The 17,130-nt window shown below is 65.6% G+C and carries 26 protein-coding genes; all 26 read right to left on the bottom strand.

The window, feature by feature from the left end; translation table 11 throughout:
- Positions 1-5: 5 nt before the first annotated feature.
- The 26 genes from map to fusA all read right to left on the bottom strand — a co-directional run bounded on the left by map (position 6) and on the right by fusA (position 17,091).
- A complete protein-coding gene (gene map, locus C2868_RS16205; RefSeq protein WP_100809911.1) occupies positions 6-836 on the bottom strand; it encodes a type I methionyl aminopeptidase in 831 nt (276 codons plus the stop codon).
- 1 nt (position 837) lies between these two features.
- Positions 838-1,434 (bottom strand): adenylate kinase, encoded by a 597-nt coding sequence (locus C2868_RS16200; protein ID WP_100809910.1) that lies wholly within the window; start codon positions 1,432-1,434, stop codon positions 838-840.
- Positions 1,431-2,753 carry a preprotein translocase subunit SecY gene (gene secY / locus C2868_RS16195; RefSeq protein WP_100809909.1) on the bottom strand — a complete coding sequence of 441 codons (1,323 nt, stop codon included), beginning with the start codon at positions 2,751-2,753 and terminating at the stop codon, positions 1,431-1,433. Before secY ends, C2868_RS16200 begins: the two co-directional genes overlap by 4 nt.
- 180 nt (positions 2,754-2,933) lie before the next feature.
- Positions 2,934-3,629 carry a 50S ribosomal protein L15 gene (gene rplO / locus C2868_RS17600; RefSeq protein WP_100809908.1) on the bottom strand — a complete coding sequence of 232 codons (696 nt, stop codon included), beginning with the start codon at positions 3,627-3,629 and terminating at the stop codon, positions 2,934-2,936.
- On the bottom strand, positions 3,629-3,814 hold the full coding sequence (rpmD, locus tag C2868_RS16185; RefSeq protein WP_036299980.1) for a 50S ribosomal protein L30: 186 nt from the start codon (positions 3,812-3,814) through the stop codon (positions 3,629-3,631). Before rpmD ends, rplO begins: the two co-directional genes overlap by 1 nt.
- Positions 3,814-4,512, bottom strand: a complete 699-nt coding sequence (gene rpsE / locus C2868_RS16180; protein WP_374935791.1) for a 30S ribosomal protein S5 — start codon at positions 4,510-4,512, stop codon at positions 3,814-3,816. The genes rpmD and rpsE overlap by 1 nt, the downstream gene beginning before the upstream one ends.
- Positions 4,509-4,868, bottom strand: a complete 360-nt coding sequence (gene rplR, locus C2868_RS16175; RefSeq protein ID WP_103663561.1) for a 50S ribosomal protein L18 — start codon at positions 4,866-4,868, stop codon at positions 4,509-4,511. Before rplR ends, rpsE begins: the two co-directional genes overlap by 4 nt.
- 2 nt (positions 4,869-4,870) lie before the next feature.
- Positions 4,871-5,407, bottom strand: a complete 537-nt coding sequence (rplF, locus tag C2868_RS16170) for a 50S ribosomal protein L6 (protein WP_103663560.1) — start codon at positions 5,405-5,407, stop codon at positions 4,871-4,873.
- A gap of 6 nt (positions 5,408-5,413) precedes the next feature.
- The gene (rpsH, locus tag C2868_RS16165; protein WP_103663582.1) at positions 5,414-5,812 is read right to left on the bottom strand and encodes a 30S ribosomal protein S8; all 399 of its coding nucleotides are present in this window, start codon (positions 5,810-5,812) and stop codon (positions 5,414-5,416) included.
- Positions 5,813-5,886: 74 nt separating this feature from the next.
- Positions 5,887-6,468 carry a 50S ribosomal protein L5 gene (gene rplE, locus C2868_RS16160; protein WP_103663559.1) on the bottom strand — a complete coding sequence of 194 codons (582 nt, stop codon included), beginning with the start codon at positions 6,466-6,468 and terminating at the stop codon, positions 5,887-5,889.
- Positions 6,468-6,827 carry a 50S ribosomal protein L24 gene (gene rplX, locus C2868_RS16155; protein ID WP_100809906.1) on the bottom strand — a complete coding sequence of 120 codons (360 nt, stop codon included), beginning with the start codon at positions 6,825-6,827 and terminating at the stop codon, positions 6,468-6,470. Before rplX ends, rplE begins: the two co-directional genes overlap by 1 nt.
- Before the next feature lie 2 nt (positions 6,828-6,829).
- Positions 6,830-7,198 (bottom strand): 50S ribosomal protein L14, encoded by a 369-nt coding sequence (gene rplN / locus C2868_RS16150; RefSeq protein ID WP_103663558.1) that lies wholly within the window; start codon positions 7,196-7,198, stop codon positions 6,830-6,832.
- A gap of 34 nt (positions 7,199-7,232) precedes the next feature.
- Positions 7,233-7,499, bottom strand: coding sequence for a 30S ribosomal protein S17 (gene rpsQ / locus C2868_RS16145; protein ID WP_036300008.1), 267 nt, complete (start codon positions 7,497-7,499; stop codon positions 7,233-7,235).
- 152 nt (positions 7,500-7,651) lie between these two features.
- On the bottom strand, positions 7,652-7,966 hold the full coding sequence (gene rpmC, locus C2868_RS16140; RefSeq protein ID WP_100809905.1) for a 50S ribosomal protein L29: 315 nt from the start codon (positions 7,964-7,966) through the stop codon (positions 7,652-7,654).
- Positions 7,966-8,385, bottom strand: coding sequence for a 50S ribosomal protein L16 (rplP, locus tag C2868_RS16135; RefSeq protein ID WP_100809904.1), 420 nt, complete (start codon positions 8,383-8,385; stop codon positions 7,966-7,968). Before rplP ends, rpmC begins: the two co-directional genes overlap by 1 nt.
- Positions 8,385-9,146, bottom strand: coding sequence for a 30S ribosomal protein S3 (gene rpsC / locus C2868_RS16130; protein ID WP_036299961.1), 762 nt, complete (start codon positions 9,144-9,146; stop codon positions 8,385-8,387). Before rpsC ends, rplP begins: the two co-directional genes overlap by 1 nt.
- Positions 9,146-9,544: a 50S ribosomal protein L22 gene (rplV, locus tag C2868_RS16125; protein WP_036299959.1), complete on the bottom strand. Its 399-nt coding sequence runs from the start codon at positions 9,542-9,544 to the stop codon at positions 9,146-9,148. The genes rpsC and rplV overlap by 1 nt, the downstream gene beginning before the upstream one ends.
- A 22-nt stretch (positions 9,545-9,566) precedes the next feature.
- On the bottom strand, positions 9,567-9,848 hold the full coding sequence (gene rpsS / locus C2868_RS16120) for a 30S ribosomal protein S19 (protein WP_100809903.1): 282 nt from the start codon (positions 9,846-9,848) through the stop codon (positions 9,567-9,569).
- A 13-nt stretch (positions 9,849-9,861) separates the two neighbouring features.
- Positions 9,862-10,701 (bottom strand): 50S ribosomal protein L2, encoded by an 840-nt coding sequence (rplB, locus tag C2868_RS16115; RefSeq protein ID WP_036299955.1) that lies wholly within the window; start codon positions 10,699-10,701, stop codon positions 9,862-9,864.
- 24 nt (positions 10,702-10,725) lie between these two features.
- Positions 10,726-11,037: a 50S ribosomal protein L23 gene (gene rplW / locus C2868_RS16110; RefSeq protein ID WP_100809902.1), complete on the bottom strand. Its 312-nt coding sequence runs from the start codon at positions 11,035-11,037 to the stop codon at positions 10,726-10,728.
- Complete coding sequence (rplD, locus tag C2868_RS16105) at positions 11,034-11,696, bottom strand: 50S ribosomal protein L4 (protein WP_100809901.1); 663 nt, start codon at positions 11,694-11,696, stop codon at positions 11,034-11,036. Before rplD ends, rplW begins: the two co-directional genes overlap by 4 nt.
- 4 nt (positions 11,697-11,700) lie before the next feature.
- The gene (rplC, locus tag C2868_RS16100; protein WP_100809900.1) at positions 11,701-12,360 is read right to left on the bottom strand and encodes a 50S ribosomal protein L3; all 660 of its coding nucleotides are present in this window, start codon (positions 12,358-12,360) and stop codon (positions 11,701-11,703) included.
- Positions 12,361-12,367: 7 nt separating this feature from the next.
- Complete coding sequence (rpsJ, locus tag C2868_RS16095) at positions 12,368-12,676, bottom strand: 30S ribosomal protein S10 (protein WP_092547990.1); 309 nt, start codon at positions 12,674-12,676, stop codon at positions 12,368-12,370.
- A gap of 580 nt (positions 12,677-13,256) precedes the next feature.
- Complete coding sequence (locus C2868_RS16090; protein WP_308455405.1) at positions 13,257-13,511, bottom strand: hypothetical protein; 255 nt, start codon at positions 13,509-13,511, stop codon at positions 13,257-13,259.
- Between the two features lie 94 nt (positions 13,512-13,605).
- Positions 13,606-14,799 (bottom strand): elongation factor Tu, encoded by a 1,194-nt coding sequence (gene tuf, locus C2868_RS16085; protein ID WP_100809899.1) that lies wholly within the window; start codon positions 14,797-14,799, stop codon positions 13,606-13,608.
- A 177-nt stretch (positions 14,800-14,976) separates the two neighbouring features.
- Entirely contained in the window at positions 14,977-17,091 is a 2,115-nt protein-coding gene (gene fusA / locus C2868_RS16080) for an elongation factor G (protein ID WP_100809898.1), read from the bottom strand.
- Positions 17,092-17,130: the final 39 nt, after the last annotated feature.

Here is a 17,130-nt window from a genome sequence, read left to right as displayed (position 1 = left end):
CCGCCTCAGCCGATCGGCCGAGGTTCGATCCCGAACGCGGCCAGGCCCGCGGCCCCGCCGTCGGGTGCCGTCAGCACCCAGATGCCCCCATCATGCACGGCGACGCTATGTTCCCAGTGTGAGCCGGCTGAACCGTCAACCGTCGACACCGTCCAGTCGTCGTCCTCGACGAGCGTCTCGGGCGAACCCGCGACCACCATGGGCTCGATCGCGAGCACCAGACCCGGTCGAACCGCGGGGCCTGCGTCGCTCACGCGGTAGTTGAAAACCGACGGCGACTCGTGCATCTTCCGCCCGATGCCGTGCCCGACGTAGTCGGCGAGGATGCCGTAATCCCCCTGCGCATCCACGTAGTCCTGAATCGCGGCTCCGACCTCGTTCACATGCCGTGCCGACGCGAGGGCGGCGATCCCCGCCCAGAGCGACCCCTCGGTCACCCGAGAGAGCTCCTCACGTGCGGCGACGAGCTCGGGGCGTGAGGGATCGGGCAGAACGATCGTGAACGCGGAATCGCCGTTCCATCCCTGGTATTCGGCGCCCGCATCCACCGACAAGATGTCTCCGGCCTCCACAACGCGATCGCCCGGGATACCGTGCACGACCTGCCCGTTGACCGACGTGCAGATCGTGTGCCGGTAGCCGCGCACCATCTGGAAGTTCGACTTCGCGCCGGCCGCCGTGATGACGCGGGATGCCTCCGCATCCAGTTCGAGCGTCGTCACCCCGGGGACGACGAGCTCGCGCACGGCGTCCAGGGCACGCGCCGTGATGAGCCCGGGTTGCACCATCGCCCGCAACTGCGCGGGGGTCTTGTAGATCGAGCGCCGCAGCGACACGTCAGGCGTTGCGGCGAACGAGCCCGCGGGCCTCGAGCGCGGCGAAGATGCGGCCGGTGATCTCGTCGAGCGTTCCGACACCGTCGATCGTCGCGACGATGCCCCGCTCGCCGTAAACGTCGAGGATCGGTGCCGTTTCGTTCTCGTAGATGTCGAGGCGGTGCGCGATGACGTCGTCGGTGTCATCCGAACGACCCTCCTGCGCGGCGCGCAGTCCGAGACGCGCGATGCTCTCGGTCCGCGGAACGCGCAGTTCGATCACGGCGTCGAGGGACTCGTCGCGGCTGGCGAGGAAGTCGTCGAGATGCGCGACCTGGCCGAGGTTTCGCGGATAGCCGTCCAACAGGAATCCGGCCGCCGCATCGGGCTGCGCCAGGCGATCGCGCACGATCTCGCTCGTCAACTCGTCGGGAACGAGGCGACCCTGTTCCACGATCTGCTGCACACGCTGACCGAGCTCCGTACCGTCCTTGATGTTCGCCCGGAAGACGTCTCCCGTCGACACGACGGGGATGTCGTAGGCCTCCGCGATCCGGACGCCCTGCGTACCCTTGCCGGATCCCTGCGGTCCGACGATCAGCAGGCGGGTGGTGGTCATCGGAGCAGCCCTTCGTAGTGGCGCTGCTGCAGCTGCGCGTCGATCTGCTTCACCGTCTCGAGACCGACCCCGACGATGATCAGGATCGATGCGCCGCCGAACGGGAAGTTCTGGTTTGCGCCGACCGTGGCTAGCGCGATGAGCGGGAGCAGCGCGATCAGACCGAGGTAGATCGAGCCGGGAAGCGTGATGCGGGTGAGGACGTAGTCCAGATACTCGGCCGTCGGCCGACCCGCGCGGATGCCGGGGATGAAGCCGCCGTAGCGCTTCATGTTGTCGGCGACCTCGACGGGGTTGAACGTGATGGCGACGTAGAAGTACGTGAAGCCGATGATCAGGAAGAAGTACACCGCCATGTAGAGCGGGTGGTCCCCCGTGGTGAGGTTCTGCGAGATCCAGACGACCCAGGCCGCGGGCTCTTGACCTGCGGCCGGCTGGTTGAACTGCGCGAGCAGCGCCGGGATGTACAGCAGCGACGAGGCGAAGATGACCGGCACCACACCGGCCATGTTGACCTTGATCGGGATGTAGGTGTTGGTGCCGCCGTACGTTCGACGCCCCACCATCCGCTTCGCATACTGCACCGGGATACGCCGCTGCGACTGTTCGACGAACACCACCAGCGCTACCACCACGATGCCGACAGCGAGAACGAGAAGGAAGGTCTCGAAGCCACGTGCCTGCCAGATCGACCACATGGCGGCAGGGAACGTCGCGGCGATCGAGGTGAAGATCAGGAGGGACATGCCATTGCCCACACCGCGCTCGGTGACGAGCTCGGCGAACCACATGATCAGGCCGGTACCGGCGGTCATCGTGATGATCATGAGCAGCTGGGCCCACCACGCGACGTTCGTCAGCAGGTTGTCACAGGCGGCAACACCCGTGTTGCCGAAGAGCTGGCCGCTGCGCGCAACCGTGACGAGCGTCGTCGACTGCAGCAGCGCGAGCGCGATGGTCAGGTAGCGCGTGTACTGCGTCAGACGCGCCTGTCCGGCCTGGCCCTCTTTGTAGAGGGTCTCGAAGTGCGGGATGACGACGCGCAGCAGCTGCGTGATGATCGTCGCGGTGATGTAGGGCATGACGCCCAGCGCGAAGATCGACAACTGCAGCAGGGCGCCGCCCGAGAACAGGTTGACGAGGGAGAGGAGGCCCTCCATGCCCTGGTTCTGCCCGATGCAGGACTGCACGTTCGCGAAGTCGACGAACGGCGTCGGCACATGAGCACCCAGCCGATAGAGCACGATGATGCCCAAGGTGAAGGCGATCTTCCGGCGCAGGTCGGGTGTCCGGAAGATGCGCGCGATAGCGCTGAACAAGAAGGATCCTCCTGAAGGGAAGGGAGATGCCCGCGGGCGGGCCAAACATTAGGTTAGCCCAGGCTGTCACCGCGAGCGGCCCATGCCCGAGATCCGCTACGACGAGTGATGTGTCCCGGGAACGGAAACAGGGGGCCGGAGGATGCCTCCGACCCCCTGTTTGAGAACAGTTCGTCCGAACTACTTGACGCTACCGCCGGCCGCGACGATCTTCTGCTCGGCCGAGCCGGAGACCTTGTCGACGGTCACGGTGAGCTTGACGCCGATGTCGCCGTCACCCAGCACCTTGACCTTCTCGTTCTTGCGAACGGCGCCCTTGGCCACGAGGTCGGCGACGGTGACGTCGCCACCCTTCGGGTAGAGCTCCGCGAGCTTCTCGAGGTTGACGACCTGGTACTCGACGCGGAACGGGTTCTTGAACCCGCGCAGCTTCGGGGTACGCATGTGCAGAGGCATCTGCCCACCCTCGAAGCCGACGCGCACGGTGTTGCGGGCCTTGGTGCCCTTCGTGCCACGACCGGCCGTCTTGCCCTTCGAGCCTTCACCGCGACCCACACGGGTCTTCGGCTTGTTGGCTCCCGGGACGGGACGAAGGTGGTGGACCTTCAACACGCCGGGGCGCGACGCCGGAGCGTCGTCCTGGACGGGCGTCTTCTTCGCGGGGGCCTTGGCCGTCGCAGCCTTCGGGGCGTCGGCGGAAGCCGAAGCCTTGGCAGCGGATGCCTTGGCCGGAGCCTTTGCGGGCGCCTTCTCAGCAGCAGGCTTCTCGGCCGGAGCCTTGGCAGCCTTCGGTGCAGCCTTGGCGGCGGGCGCCTTCTTGGCGGCCGCAGCCTTCTGGGGCTCTGCGGCCTCGGCCGTGTTGTCCTTGTCAGCCATTAGTCGATCTCCTCAACCTTCACGAGGTGAGCAACCGTGTTGACATAACCACGGTTCTGGGCGTCGTCGGGACGGACGACCGAGTCGCCGATCCGCTTGAGGCCGAGGCTACGCAGCGTGTCGCGCTGGTACTGCTTCTCACTCACCTTGGACTTGATCTGCGTGACCTTCAGTCGTGCAGCCATCATGCACCTGCCTTTGCTGCCGCAGCGGCGTCGGCCTCGGCACGAACCAGGCGCGCGGGGGCGACCTGATCGAAGTCCAGGCCACGACGTGCGGCGACGGCGCGCGGCTCCTCGAGCTGCTTCAGCGCGGCGACCGTCGCGTGCACGATGTTGATCGTGTTCGACGAGCCGAGCGACTTCGACAGGACATCGTGGATGCCGGCGCACTCGAGTACGGCGCGGACGGGACCGCCCGCGATAACACCGGTACCGGCGGCGGCGGGGCGGAGCAGGACGACGCCCGCTGCTGCCTCACCCTGCACGGGGTGCGGGATCGTCTTGTCGACGCGGGGAACGCGGAAGAAGTTCCGCTTCGCCTCTTCGACACCCTTGGAGATGGCCAGCGGCACCTCGCGCGCCTTGCCGTATCCAACGCCGACGAGTCCGTTGCCGTCTCCGACGATCACGAGAGCGGTGAAGCTGAAGCGACGACCACCCTTGACGACCTTCGACACGCGGTTGATGGTGACGACGCGCTCCAGGAACTGGCTCTTGTCGGCATCACGCGAACCGCGGTCACGCTGGTTGGCGTTGCGCTCGCGGCCACCGCGACGCGGCTCGCGCTCACGCTCGGCCGGCGCCTCGGTTGCAGCAGCCGTCGCCTCGGGCGCGGCCTGCTCGGCAGTCGCTGCCACTTCGGTCTCCTTGTTGTCACTCACAGGTTCAGTCCCCCTTCGCGGGCGCCGTCGGCGATCGCAGCGACGCGGCCGGCGTAGCGGTTGCCGCCACGGTCGAACACGACATCCTCGATGCCGGCAGCCTTCGCACGCTCGGCGACGAGTTCGCCGACCTTGCGCGCCTTGGCGGTCTTGTCACCGTCGAACGAACGAAGGTCCGCTTCGAGGGTGGATGCCGACGCGACGGTGTGGCCCTTGGCGTCATCGACGACCTGGACGAACACGTGGCGTGCGGAGCGGGTCACGACGAGGCGCGGGCGCAACTCGGTGCCCACGACCTTCTTGCGAAGGCGGGCGTGGCGACGCGAACGGGCGTCTGACTTTGACTTGACAGCCATGGTTACTTACCACTCTTTCCGGCCTTGCGACGCACGACCTCGCCGGCGTAACGCACACCCTTGCCCTTGTAGGGCTCGGGCTTGCGAATCTTGCGGATGTTGGCCGCGGCTTCGCCGACGGCCTGCTTGTCGATCCCGCTGACGGTGACCTTGTTGTTGCCCTCGACCGTGAATGTGATGCCCGCGGGCGGGTCGACCAGGACGGGGTGCGAAAAGCCGAGAGCGAACTCGACCGAGCCGCCCTTCTGCGCGACGCGGTAACCCGTGCCGACGACCTCGAGCCCCTTGGTGTAGCCGGTCGTGACACCGACGATGTTGTTGGCGATCAGGGTACGGGTGAGCCCGTGGAGCGAACGCGACTCGCGCTCGTCGTCGGGGCGCGTCACGACGACCTGGTTCTCTTCCACCACGACCTCGATCGGGCGGGCGATGGTCAGGCCGAGTTCACCCTTGGGTCCCTTGACCGCGACATCCCGACCGGTCACCGTGACGGTGACGCCCGAGGGAATGTCGATGGGCAGTCTTCCAATACGTGACATCTGCGATCACCACACGTAGGCGAGGACTTCCCCACCCACGCCCTTCTGCTCGGCCTGACGGTCGGTGAGAAGACCGGAGGAGGTGGACAGGATGGCGACGCCCAGGCCACCGAGAACGCGCGGGATCTCGGTCGACTTCGCGTAGACACGCAGTCCGGGCTTCGAAACGCGCTTGATGCCCGCGATGGAGCGCTCGCGGTTCGGACCGTACTTCAGCGTCATGGTGAGCGTCTGGCCCACGCGGGCGTCCTCGATCTCCCACTCCGCGATGTAACCCTCGCGCTTGAGGATCTCGGCGATGTGCGACTTGAGCTTGGAGCTCGGCAGGCTCACGGAATCGTGGTGTGCCGAGTTCGCGTTGCGCAGCCGGGTCAGCATGTCTGCGACCGGGTCTGTCATTGTCATGTGCTTGTTTCCTTCGTTCACCAGGTTTCGGATGCCTGTGCAAGGCAGACGACCTGTGGTGGTGGTGTGGAGTATTACGCCTCGGCGCGGAACGGGAAGCCGAGGTGACGCAGGAATGCGCGACCCTCGTCATCCGACTTCGCGGTGGTGACGACGGTGATGTCGAAACCACGGACGCGGTCGATCCGATCCTGATCGATCTCGTGGAACACGGACTGCTCCTGGAGACCGAACGTGTAGTTGCCGTTTCCGTCGAACTGCTTGGGCGACAGGCCCCGGAAGTCGCGGATACGGGGCAGGGCGAGCGTCACGAGACGGTCGATGAACTCCCAGGCGCGGTCGCCACGCAACGTGACGTGGGCGCCGATGGGCTGACCCTCGCGCAGCTTGAACTGGGCGATCGACTTGCGGGCCTTCGTCACGAGCGGCTTCTGGCCGGTGATGCGGGTGAGGTCGTCGACCGCACCGTCCATCACCTTGCTGTCACGCGCGGCTTCGCCGACACCGGTGTTCACGACGACCTTGACCAGACCGGGGATCTGGTTGACGTTGGCGTACCCGAACTCTTCCTGCAGCTTCTGCTGGATCTCGGCGCGGTACTTCTGCTTCAGGCGGGGCTGGATCTTGCCAGCCTCCACGGCAGTGGGGGTGCTCATCAGAGGTCCTTACCTGACTTCTTCGCGTAGCGGACGCGCACGGTGCGCTTCACGCCATCCTTCGTCCGCTCCTCGACGCGGTGACCGACGCGGGTCGGCTTCTTCGTCTCGGGGTCGACGAGGGCGACGTTGGAGATGTGGATGGGGGCTTCGAGGGTCTCGAGACCACCGGTCTTGGTGCCGCGCTGGGTCTGGCCGACGCGCGTGTGCTTGGTGACGTAGTTGACGCCCTCCACGATCACACGATTGCGCTCGGTCAGCACCTCGAGGACCTTGCCCTGCTTACCGCGGTCTCCGCCACGCTCGGGCTTGGCGCCCGTGATGACCTGTACGAGATCACCCTTTTTGATGTTGGCCATGATCAGATCACCTCCGGTGCGAGCGAGACGATCTTCATGAACTTGCGGTCACGAAGCTCGCGGCCGACCGGCCCGAAGATGCGGGTGCCGCGGGGCTCCCCGTCGGCCTTCAGGATGACGGCGGCGTTCTCGTCGAACTTGATGTAGGAGCCGTCGGGACGACGGGTCTCCTTGACGGTACGGACGATGACCGCCTTGACGACATCGCCCTTCTTGACGTTTCCGCCCGGGATGGCGTCCTTGACGGTCGCCACGATCGTGTCACCGAGTCCGGCGTAGCGGCGCTTCGAGCCGCCGAGCACACGAATGGTGAGCAGCACCTTGGCACCGGTGTTATCGGCGACCTTGACGCGGGATTCCTGCTGAATCACTTCTTACTCCTTGGGTTCCAAGTGGGCCGAGGGCCTACTTGGCCTTCTCGAGGATCTCGACCAGGCGCCAGCGCTTGGTGGCGCTGAGCGGGCGGGTCTCGTTGATGACGACCAGGTCGCCGATTCCGGCGGAGTTCGCCTCGTCGTGGACCTTGACCTTCGACGTGCGGCGGATGACCTTGCCGTAAAGCGGGTGCTTCACGCGGTCTTCGACCTCGACGACGATCGTCTTGTCCATGCGGTCGCTCGTGACGTAGCCACGACGCGACTTGCGGTAACCACGGGCCGCGGCGTCGCGCACGTCGTGTGCGGACGACTCGTGTCCCGATGCCTGGACGGCAGCCGCGGGCTCCACGACCTCGGCCTGAGCGGCCTTCGGTGCGGCGGCCTTGGCGGGTGCCTTCTTGGCGGCAGGCTTGGCAGCCTTGGTCTCAGTTGCCTTCTCGGTGGCCATTACTCAGCCTCTCCTTCGGCGCCGGCCGAGGCATCCTCGGTCTTCTTCGCCTTCGTCTTCTTGGCCTTCGTCGCTACCTCAGCGGGTGCGGGCGTGGCACGGATGCCGAGCTCGCGCTCACGGATGACGGTGTAGAGCCGCGCGATGTCGCGCTTGACGGCGCGGATGCGGCCGTGGCTCTCGAGCTGGCCGGTGGCCGACTGGAAGCGCAGGTTGAACAGCTCTTCCTTGGCCTTGCGCAGCTCCTCGACGAGGCGGTGGTCTTCCATCGTGTCGAGCTCAGACGGGCTGAGCTCCTTGGTACCGATAGCCATTACGCGTCGCCTTCCTCGCGCTTGATGATGCGTGCCTTCAGGGGCAGCTTGTGGATGGCACGGGTCAGTGCCTCGCGGGCGAGCTCCTCGCTGACGCCGGCGACCTCGAAGAGGACGCGACCCGGCTTGACGTTGGCAACCCACCACTCCGGCGAACCCTTACCGGAACCCATTCGGGTTTCGGCCGGCTTCTTGGTGAGCGGACGGTCCGGGTAGATGTTGATCCAGACCTTTCCACCACGCTTGATGTGACGGGTCATCGCGATACGAGCGGACTCGATCTGACGGTTCGTCACGTAAGCGGGCGTGAGGGCCTGGATGCCGAACTCACCGAAGGAAACCTCGGTGCCTCCGGTGGCCTGACCCGAACGGCCGGGGTGGTGCTGCTTGCGGTACTTGACCTTGCGGGGAATAAGCATCAGGCAGACGCTCCTTCTGCGACGGGGGCGTCGTTGCGCGGACCACGGCGACGGTCGCCACCACGGTCATCGCGGCCACGGGGCGCCTTGGGGGCGTTGGCCTGCTCGCGAGCGAGCTCCTTGTTGGTGAGGTCACCCTTGTAGATCCAGACCTTCACGCCGATGCGGCCGAACGTCGTCTTGGCCTCGTAGAAGCCGTAGTCGATGTTGGCGCGGAGCGTGTGCAGGGGTACGCGACCCTCGCGGTAGAACTCCGAACGGCTCATCTCCGCGCCGCCGAGGCGACCCGAGACCTGGATACGGACGCCCTTGGCTCCGGCGCGCTGCGCGCCCTGGAGACCCTTGCGCATCGCGCGGCGGAACGCCACACGACCCGTGAGCTGCTCGGCGATGCCCTGGGCGACCAGCTGAGCGTCGGCCTCGGGGTTCTTGACCTCGAGGATGTTCAGCTGGATCTGCTTGCCCGTGAGCTTCTCGAGGTCGGTGCGGATGCGCTCGGCCTCAGCACCACGACGACCGATCACGATGCCCGGGCGGGCGGTGTGGATGTCGACGCGGACGCGGTCGCGGGTGCGCTCGATCTCGATGCGGCTGACGCCGGCACGGTCGAGCGAGACCTGCAGGAGCTTACGGATCCGGATGTCCTCGGCGACGTAGTCGGCGTAACGCTGGCCGACCTTGGTCGAGTCCGAGAACCAACGGGACACGTGGTCCGTGGTGATCCCGAGGCGGAAGCCGTACGGGTTGACTTTCTGTCCCATTACTTGCTCGCCTTCTTGGTCTTGGCGGACGCCGGGGCGTCAGCGGCCACGGGCGTCGCGAGCACGACCGTGATGTGGCTCGTGCGCTTCTTGATCTGGAATGCGCGGCCCTGTGCGCGGGGGCGGAAACGCTTGAGCGTCGTGCCCTCGTCGACGTAGACGTTCGCGACGTACAGGTCGCGGTCGTCGAGGAACTCGCCGTCCTTGTCCGCCTTGACCCGCGCGTTGGCCATCGCCGAGGCGACGAGCTTCGATACGGGCTCCGACGCCGACTGCGGCGCGAACTTCAGGATCGCGAGGGCCTCTTCGGCCTGCTTCCCCTTGATGAGTGCGATGACACGACGAGCCTTCTGAGGGGTCACGCGGATGTGTCGCACGCGTGCGATGGACTCCACCATTTCTCTCTCCTCTGTCGCCGCCTCAGCGGCGACGGCCCTTCTTGTCGTCCTTCTCGTGGCCGCGGAAGGTGCGGGTCGGGGCGAATTCGCCCAACTTGTGGCCGACCATGGTCTCGGTCACGAACACGGGGATGTGCTTGCGACCGTCGTGGACGGCAATCGTGTGGCCGAGCATGGCCGGCACGATCATCGACCGGCGTGACCAGGTCTTGATGACGTTCTTGGAACCCGAATCGTTCTGGACGACAACCTTGCGAAGCAGGTGCTCGTCGACGAAGGGGCCCTTCTTGAGACTGCGTGGCATCTTCTGTTCCTACCTACTTGCGCTTCTTGCCGGCCGTGCGGCGGCGGACGATGAGCTTGTCGCTCTCCTTGTTGGCGTGCCGGGTGCGGCCTTCGGCCTGACCCCACGGCGAAACCGGGTGACGTCCACCGGACGTCTTACCCTCACCACCACCGTGCGGGTGGTCGACGGGGTTCATCGCGACACCACGAACGGTCGGGCGGATGCCCTTCCAGCGGTTGCGGCCGGCCTTGCCCCAGTTGATGTTCGACTGCTCGGCGTTGCCGACCTCGCCGATCGTCGCGCGGCAGCGCGCATCGACGTTGCGGATCTCGCCCGAGGGCAGACGCAGCTGAGCGTACGGGCCATCCTTCGCCACGAGACGCACGGAGACGCCCGCCGAACGGGCCATCTTCGCGCCGCCACCGGGGCGGAGCTCGATGGCGTGGATGACCGTACCGGTCGGGATGTTACGCAGCGGCAGGTTGTTGCCGGGCTTGATGTCGGCGCCGGAACCCGACTCGACGATGTCACCCTGCGACAGCTTGTTCGGAGCGATGATGTAGCGCTTCTCGCCGTCCGCGTAGTGCAGCAGCGCGATGCGTGCCGTGCGGTTGGGGTCGTACTCGATGTGAGCGACCTTCGCGTCGATACCGTCCTTGTCGTGACGACGGAAGTCGATGACGCGGTACTGACGCTTGTGTCCACCACCGATGTGGCGCGTGGTGATGCGGCCCTGGTTGTTGCGGCCACCCGTCTTGGAGAGCGGGCGCAGCAGCGACTTCTCCGGCGTCGAGCGCGTGATCTCGGCGAAGTCGGAGACCGACGAGCCGCGTCGACCGGGGGTCGTGGGCTTGTACTTGCGAATTGCCATGGTGTCTCGTCCCTATCCCGACCGTCAGCCGACTGCCGTGAAGATGTCGATGGTGCCCGACTTCAGCGTGACGATGGCGCGCTTGGTGTCCTTGCGGCGGCCGGTGCCGAAGCGGGTGCGGCGGGCCTTGCCCACGCGGTTGATCGTGTTGACCGAGGCGACCTTCACACCGAAGATCTTCTCGACGGCCAGCTTGATCTCGGTCTTGTCGGCGCGGGGGTCCACGAGGAACGTGTACTTGCCCTCGTCGATGAGCCCGTAGCTCTTCTCCGAGACGACCGGCTTCAGGATGACGTCGCGCGGGTCCTTGTTCAGGGCACTGTTCAGGGCGCTCATGCCGAGACCTCCGTGGTGGAGACCGTCTTGGATGCGACGAACGCGTCGAAGGCGGCCTTGGTGAAGACGATGTCGTCCGAGACGAGCACGTCGTACGCGTTGAGCTGGTCGAACGTCAGCACGTGGACATACGCGAGGTTGCGGATGCTCTTGATGCTGATCTCGTCGTCACGCTCGATGACGACCAGGACGTTCTTGGTCGGCGCGACCGTGGCGAGGTACGTCGCCGCGGCCTTCGTCGACGGGGCGCCGGCGACACCGAGCGACTCGACGACGTGCAGGCGGTTGCCGCGCGCACGATCGCTGAGGGCTCCGCGGAGCGCTGCGGCGATCATCTTCTTGGGCGTGCGCTGCGCGTAGTCGCGCGGCTTCGGCCCGTGGACGATGCCACCACCGGTCATGTGCGGCGCGCGGATCGAGCCCTGACGGGCGTTACCCGTGCCCTTCTGCTTGAAGGGCTTGCGGCCGGCGCCCGAGACCTCGCCACGACGCTTGGTCGAGTGGGTGCCCTGGCGAGCCGCCGCGCGCTGCGCGACGACGACCTGGTGGATGAGAGGAATGTTCGTCTTGACGTCGAAGACCTCGGCGGGCAGGTTCACGGAACCGGCCTTCTTGCCGTCGGTACCCCGCACGTCGAGCGCGAGAGTCGAGTCAGTCATCTGCTCAAGCCCCCTTCACTGCGTTGCGGACGTAGACGATGCGGCCGCGCGCGCCGGGGACGGCGCCCTTGACGAGCAGCAGACCCTTCTCGGCGTCGACGGCGTGCACCGTGAGGTTCATGACGGTCACGCGCTCGCCGCCCATACGGCCGGCCATGCGCATGCCCTTGAAGACACGGCTCGGGGTCGACGAGGCGCCGATCGAGCCGGGCTTGCGGTGGTTGCGGTGCGAACCGTGCGATGCCGAGACGCCCTTGAAGTTGTGACGCTTCATGACACCGGCGAAGCCCTTGCCCTTGCTCGTGCCGACGACGTCGACGAGCTGGCCGGCCTCGAACGTGCCCTCTGCGGTGAGCTCCTGACCGAGTGAGTAGTCAGAGGCGTCCGCGGTGCGGATCTCGGTGAGGTGACGACGGGGAGTGACGCCCGCGGCCTCGAAGTGAGCCGTCTGGGGCTTGTTCACCTTGCGCGGGTCGATCTGCCCGTACGCGATCTGGACGGCGTTGTAACCGTCCTTCTCGGGCGTGCGGATCTGGGTGACGACGTTGGGTGCGAGCTCGATCACCGTGACGGGGATGAGCTTGCCCTGCTCGTTCCATACCTGGGTCATGCCGAGCTTGGTGCCCAGCAGTCCCTTCGAAATCTTGTTGTTGATGTCAGCCATGTCGTCCTCAGAGCTTGATCTCGATGTTGACATCGGCCGGCAGGTCGAGACGCATCAGCGAGTCGACGGCCTTGGGCGTCGGGTCGATGATGTCGATCAGACGCTTGTGGGTGCGCATCTCGAAGTGCTCGCGGCTGTCCTTGTACTTGTGGGGAGAACGGATGACTGCGATGACGTTCTTCTCCGTCGGAAGGGGCACGGGGCCCACGACGGTTGCTCCCGCACGGGTCACGGTGTCGACGATCTTCCGCGCCGACGTGTCGATGACCTCGTGGTCATACGACTTCAGGCGAATGCGGATCTTTTGTCCCGCCATTGTCTGCTCACTCTCTATATCGCGTCGTACGGTTCCCGGATCTCTCCGGACGCATTGGACGCATGTGACGCTTGCGCGCCTCTGGCACTTTCTGCTGCACCGCTGTTCTGATGTCACACCGGATGCCTGAGCATCCGGATCACCGCCCCGCACGCACGCGTGCGAATCCCGCTTTCGCGGCTGCGCATGTGCGGCTGGGCCTGTGGATTGTTCTGCTGCCCGCGGCCTAGTCCTGCGCTTCCGCGCGGACTATGCACTGCCTGGCAGTGATCCTGCGCGCACCATATGGCACGCCGGAATGTGGAACTGGACTAGTCTACGTGTCGCCCGGGCGTGTCGCAAACTCGGGCGTGTCGTCGACGGCGTGTCGCGCGGAGATGGCCGGGCCGATCGCATGACCACCACGCCGAACTCCGCGACCCATGTCCCACTTTGTTGGCTCCGTGTCCCGCTTTGGGCCGGTAAGCGCGCCGGGTAACGGTGGAAAGTGGGACATGCGTGTGGGGCGCGTCCCACTCTCTCGCGCGAACCCGACAAATTTCCGGGGCGAAGTGGGACACCCCAGACGGCTGAGCCGGCGCTACTGGTTGCCGATGTGCTTGTCGACGTTGTCGCGCGTCTCGTCGACCTTCGCGTGGTGCTCTTCGGGAACGACCTTCTTGATCGCGTCGGCGGCGCCCGCGAGGAACTCGTCGCTGACGTCCTCGGCCTTCTCGCTCTTGAGAGCCTGTTCGATCTTGTCGCGGTTCTGCTCGAACATCTGCTTGCCCTTATTGACGATGTCGTCGACGCCCACGGTGTCCTCCTCTGGCGCCCACGCGGGCGCACCCGTCATCCATCTTCCTCCGGCGCGGCCGCGACATCCAGCCCGCCGAAACGCAGAAGTGCCCCCCGACCGAGGTCGAGGGGCACTTCTTGGCAAGCAGGTGTTACTTCAGGATCTTCGTGACCGTTCCGGCGCCGACGGTGCGGCCACCCTCACGGATCGCGAAGCCGAGGCCATCCTCGAGGGCGATCGGCTGGATCAGCTCGACCGTCATGTCGGTGGTGTCACCGGGCATGACCATCTCGGTGCCCTCGGGCAGCGAGATGACGCCGGTGACGTCGGTGGTGCGGAAGTAGAACTGCGGGCGGTAGTTCGTGTAGAAGGGGTTGTGACGGCCACCCTCCTCCTTGGACAGGATGTACGCCGTGCCCTCGAAGTTGGTGTGGGGCGTGACCGAGCCCGGCTTCACGATGACCTGGCCGCGCTCGACGTCGTCACGCTTGGTGCCGCGCAGGAGCAGACCACAGTTCTCGCCGGCCCAGGCCTCGTCGAGCTGCTTGTGGAACATCTCGATACCGGTGACGATCGTCTTCTGCGTCGGGCGCAGACCCACGATCTCGACCTCGGAGTTGATCGCGAGGGTACCGCGCTCGGCGCGGCCCGTCACGACGGTGCCACGGCCGGTGATGGTGAAGACGTCCTCGACGGGCATGAGGAACGGCTTGTCCTTGTCACGCACCGGGTCGGGGATCGACTCGTCGACGGCTTCCATGAGCTCGACGATCGCGTTGACCCACTTCTCGTCGCCCTCGAGAGCCTTGAGGCCCGAGACGCGAACGACCGGGGCGTTGTCGCCATCGAAGTCCTGGCTCGAGAGCAGCTCGCGAACCTCGAGCTCGACGAGCTCCAGGATCTCTTCGTCGTCGACCATGTCCGACTTGTTGAGCGCGACCATCAGGTACGGCACGCCGACCTGCTTGGCGAGCAGAACGTGCTCACGCGTCTGGGCCATCGGGCCGTCGGTCGCGGCGACCACGAGGATTGCGCCGTCCATCTGGGCGGCACCCGTGATCATGTTCTTGATGTAGTCGGCGTGACCCGGTGCATCGACGTGCGCGTAGTGACGCTTCGGGGTCTCGTACTCGACGTGCGAGATGTTGATCGTGATGCCGCGCTGGCGCTCCTCGGGAGCGGAGTCGATCGACGCGAAGTCACGCTGCACGTTGGTGGCCGACGGGTACTTGTCGGCGAGCACCTTCGAGATTGCGGCGGTGAGCGTGGTCTTGCCGTGGTCGACGTGACCGATCGTTCCGATGTTCACGTGCGGCTTGGTCCGCTCGAACTTGGCCTTAGCCACTGGGTCCTCCTAGGACATTCGTGTAGATCCTCCGGGCGCTGGATTGCGACCGGTTCTCTACGGGGATTGGTTCTCAGCTTAGTAGAGAGAGTTGAAGTGATTCTGTGTGAAGTTGTGGACCGGCCCCGTCGACAAGCTCAGGACGATTCCCCGGCGGGCGAGGGGCCGGAAATCGAGCTACTCGCCCTTGTTCTTCTGGACGATCTCGTCGGCCACCGCGCGCGGTACCTCGGCGTAGCTGTCGAACTCCATGGAGTAGACGGCACGACCGGAAGTCTTCGAGCGCAGGTCACCGATGTAGCCGAACATCTCGGACAGCGGGACGTTCGCCCGCACGACCTTGACGCCCGCGGCATCCTCCATCGACTGGATCTGTCCACGGCGGCTGTTGAGGTCACCGATGACGTCGCCCATGTACTCCTCGGGAGTACGCACCTCGACCGACATGATCGGTTCGAGGATGACGGGGTTCGCCTTGCGAACGGCCTCCTTGAAGCCCATCGAGCCGGCGATCTTGAACGCCATCTCCGACGAGTCGACATCGTGTGACGCACCATCGAGCAGGCTCGCCTTGACACCCACCATGGGGTAGCCGGCGAGAACGCCGACGTTCATGGCGTCCTGGAAGCCCTGGTCGACCGGCGCGATGTACTCACGCGGGATGCGTCCACCCGAGACCTTGTTCACGAACTCGTACGTCGTCTCGGCCGTGACCTCGAGCGGCTCGATCGCGAACTGGATCTTGGCGAACTGACCCGAACCACCGGTCTGCTTCTTGTGCGTGTAATCGTGACGCTCGACGGCCTTCTTGATCGTCTCGCGGTACGCGACCTGCGGCTTTCCGACGTTCGCCTCGACCTTGAACTCGCGCTTCATGCGGTCGACGAGGATGTCGAGGTGGAGCTCGCCCATGCCCTTGATGACCGTCTGGCCCGTCTCGGCGTTCTGCTCGACGCGGAACGTCGGGTCCTCTTCGGCGAGCTTCTGGATCGCGGTGCCCAGCTTCTCCTGGTCAGCCTTGGTCTTCGGCTCGATCGCGACCTCGATGACCGGCTCGGGGAACGTCATCGACTCGAGCACGACCTGGTGCTGCGAATCCGACAGCGTGTCGCCCGTCGTGGTGTCCTTGAGGCCGATGACGGCGTAGATGTGACCCGCGGTGACCGAGTCGACCGGCATCTCCTTGTTGGCGTGCATCTGGAAGATCTTCCCGATGCGCTCCTTCTTGCCCTTCGTGGCGTTGACCACCTGGGCACCCGAGTCGAGGTGACCCGAGTAGACGCGGATGTAGGTCAGGCGACCGAAGAACGGGTGCGTCACGATCTTGAACGCCAGGGCCGCGAACGGCTCCTCGCTGTCGGCGTGACGCTCGATGATCTTCTCTTCGTCCTTCGGGTCGCGCGCCTCGATGGCGGGGACGTCGAGGGGCGAGGGCAGGTAGTCCACGACCGCGTCGAGCATCGGCTGCACACCGCGGTTCTTGAACGCCGAGCCGCAGAGCACGGGGTAGACCTCGGAGGCGATCGTCATCTTGCGGATGGCGCCCTTGACCTCGTCGACCGTGAGCTCCTCACCACCGAAGTACTTCTCCAGAAGAACCTCGTCGGACTCGGCGACGGTCTCGAGCAGCTTCTCGCGGTACTCCGCGGCCTTGTCTGCGAGGTCGGCCGGGATCTCCTGGATCTCGTACTTGGCACCCATGGTCACGTCACCCTTGGCATCGCCGGGCCAGACCAGGGCGCGCATGTAGACGAGGTCGATGACGCCCACGAAGTCGTTCTCGGCACCGATTGGCAGCTGGATGACGAGGGGCTTCGCCTTCAGACGGTTGATGATCGTGTCGACCGTGAAGTAGAAGTCCGCGCCCAGCTTGTCCATCTTGTTGACGAAGCAGATGCGGGGAACGTCGTACTTGTCGGCCTGACGCCACACCGTCTCGGACTGGGGCTCGACGCCCTCCTTGCCGTCGAAGACGGCGACGGCACCGTCGAGCACGCGGAGCGAACGCTCCACCTCGACCGTGAAGTCGACGTGCCCGGGGGTGTCGATGATGTTGATCTGGTTCTTCTCCCAGAAGCACGTCACGGCAGCGGAGGTGATCGTGATGCCACGCTCTTGCTCCTGCTCCATCCAGTCGGTCGTCGCGGCGCCGTCGTGCGTCTCGCCGATCTTGTGGTTGACGCCCGTGTAGAACAGGATGCGCTCGGTGGTCGTCGTCTTGCCGGCATCGATGTGGGCCATGATGCCGATGTTGCGGACCTTCGTGAGGTCGGTGAGCACGTCTTGTGCCACGGGGTGTCCTTACTTCTCGACTCGGTCGATCGGGCTGCT

This window comes from Microbacterium sp. CJ77, from assembly GCF_002911615.1.
GTDB lineage: Bacteria > Actinomycetota > Actinomycetes > Actinomycetales > Microbacteriaceae > Microbacterium.
The sequence above is the reverse complement of the archived record's forward strand: the minus strand, read 5'-3'. Positions and strand labels throughout refer to the sequence as shown.

Coding starts and splice junctions, on each gene's coding strand:
- C2868_RS16200 (WP_100809910.1), bottom strand. CDS start 1,434: ATGACCACCACCCGCCTGCTGATCGTCGGACCGCAGGGATCCGGCAAG.
- rplO (WP_100809908.1), bottom strand. CDS start 3,629: ATGGCTGACAAGGACAACACGGCCGAGGCCGCAGAGCCCCAGAAGGCT.
- rpmD (WP_036299980.1), bottom strand. CDS start 3,814: ATGGCTGCACGACTGAAGGTCACGCAGATCAAGTCCAAGGTGAGTGAG.
- rplR (WP_103663561.1), bottom strand. CDS start 4,868: ATGGCTGTCAAGTCAAAGTCAGACGCCCGTTCGCGTCGCCACGCCCGC.
- rplF (WP_103663560.1), bottom strand. CDS start 5,407: ATGTCACGTATTGGAAGACTGCCCATCGACATTCCCTCGGGCGTCACC.
- rpsH (WP_103663582.1), bottom strand. CDS start 5,812: ATGACAATGACAGACCCGGTCGCAGACATGCTGACCCGGCTGCGCAAC.
- rplE (WP_103663559.1), bottom strand. CDS start 6,468: ATGAGCACCCCCACTGCCGTGGAGGCTGGCAAGATCCAGCCCCGCCTG.
- rplX (WP_100809906.1), bottom strand. CDS start 6,827: ATGGCCAACATCAAAAAGGGTGATCTCGTACAGGTCATCACGGGCGCC.
- rpmC (WP_100809905.1), bottom strand. CDS start 7,966: ATGGCTATCGGTACCAAGGAGCTCAGCCCGTCTGAGCTCGACACGATG.
- rplP (WP_100809904.1), bottom strand. CDS start 8,385: ATGCTTATTCCCCGCAAGGTCAAGTACCGCAAGCAGCACCACCCCGGC.
- rpsC (WP_036299961.1), bottom strand. CDS start 9,146: ATGGGACAGAAAGTCAACCCGTACGGCTTCCGCCTCGGGATCACCACG.
- rplV (WP_036299959.1), bottom strand. CDS start 9,544: ATGGTGGAGTCCATCGCACGCGTGCGACACATCCGCGTGACCCCTCAG.
- rpsS (WP_100809903.1), bottom strand. CDS start 9,848: ATGCCACGCAGTCTCAAGAAGGGCCCCTTCGTCGACGAGCACCTGCTT.
- rplB (WP_036299955.1), bottom strand. CDS start 10,701: ATGGCAATTCGCAAGTACAAGCCCACGACCCCCGGTCGACGCGGCTCG.
- rplW (WP_100809902.1), bottom strand. CDS start 11,037: ATGAGCGCCCTGAACAGTGCCCTGAACAAGGACCCGCGCGACGTCATC.
- rplD (WP_100809901.1), bottom strand. CDS start 11,696: ATGACTGACTCGACTCTCGCGCTCGACGTGCGGGGTACCGACGGCAAG.
- rplC (WP_100809900.1), bottom strand. CDS start 12,360: ATGGCTGACATCAACAACAAGATTTCGAAGGGACTGCTGGGCACCAAG.
- rpsJ (WP_092547990.1), bottom strand. CDS start 12,676: ATGGCGGGACAAAAGATCCGCATTCGCCTGAAGTCGTATGACCACGAG.
- C2868_RS16090 (WP_308455405.1), bottom strand. CDS start 13,511: ATGACGGGTGCGCCCGCGTGGGCGCCAGAGGAGGACACCGTGGGCGTC.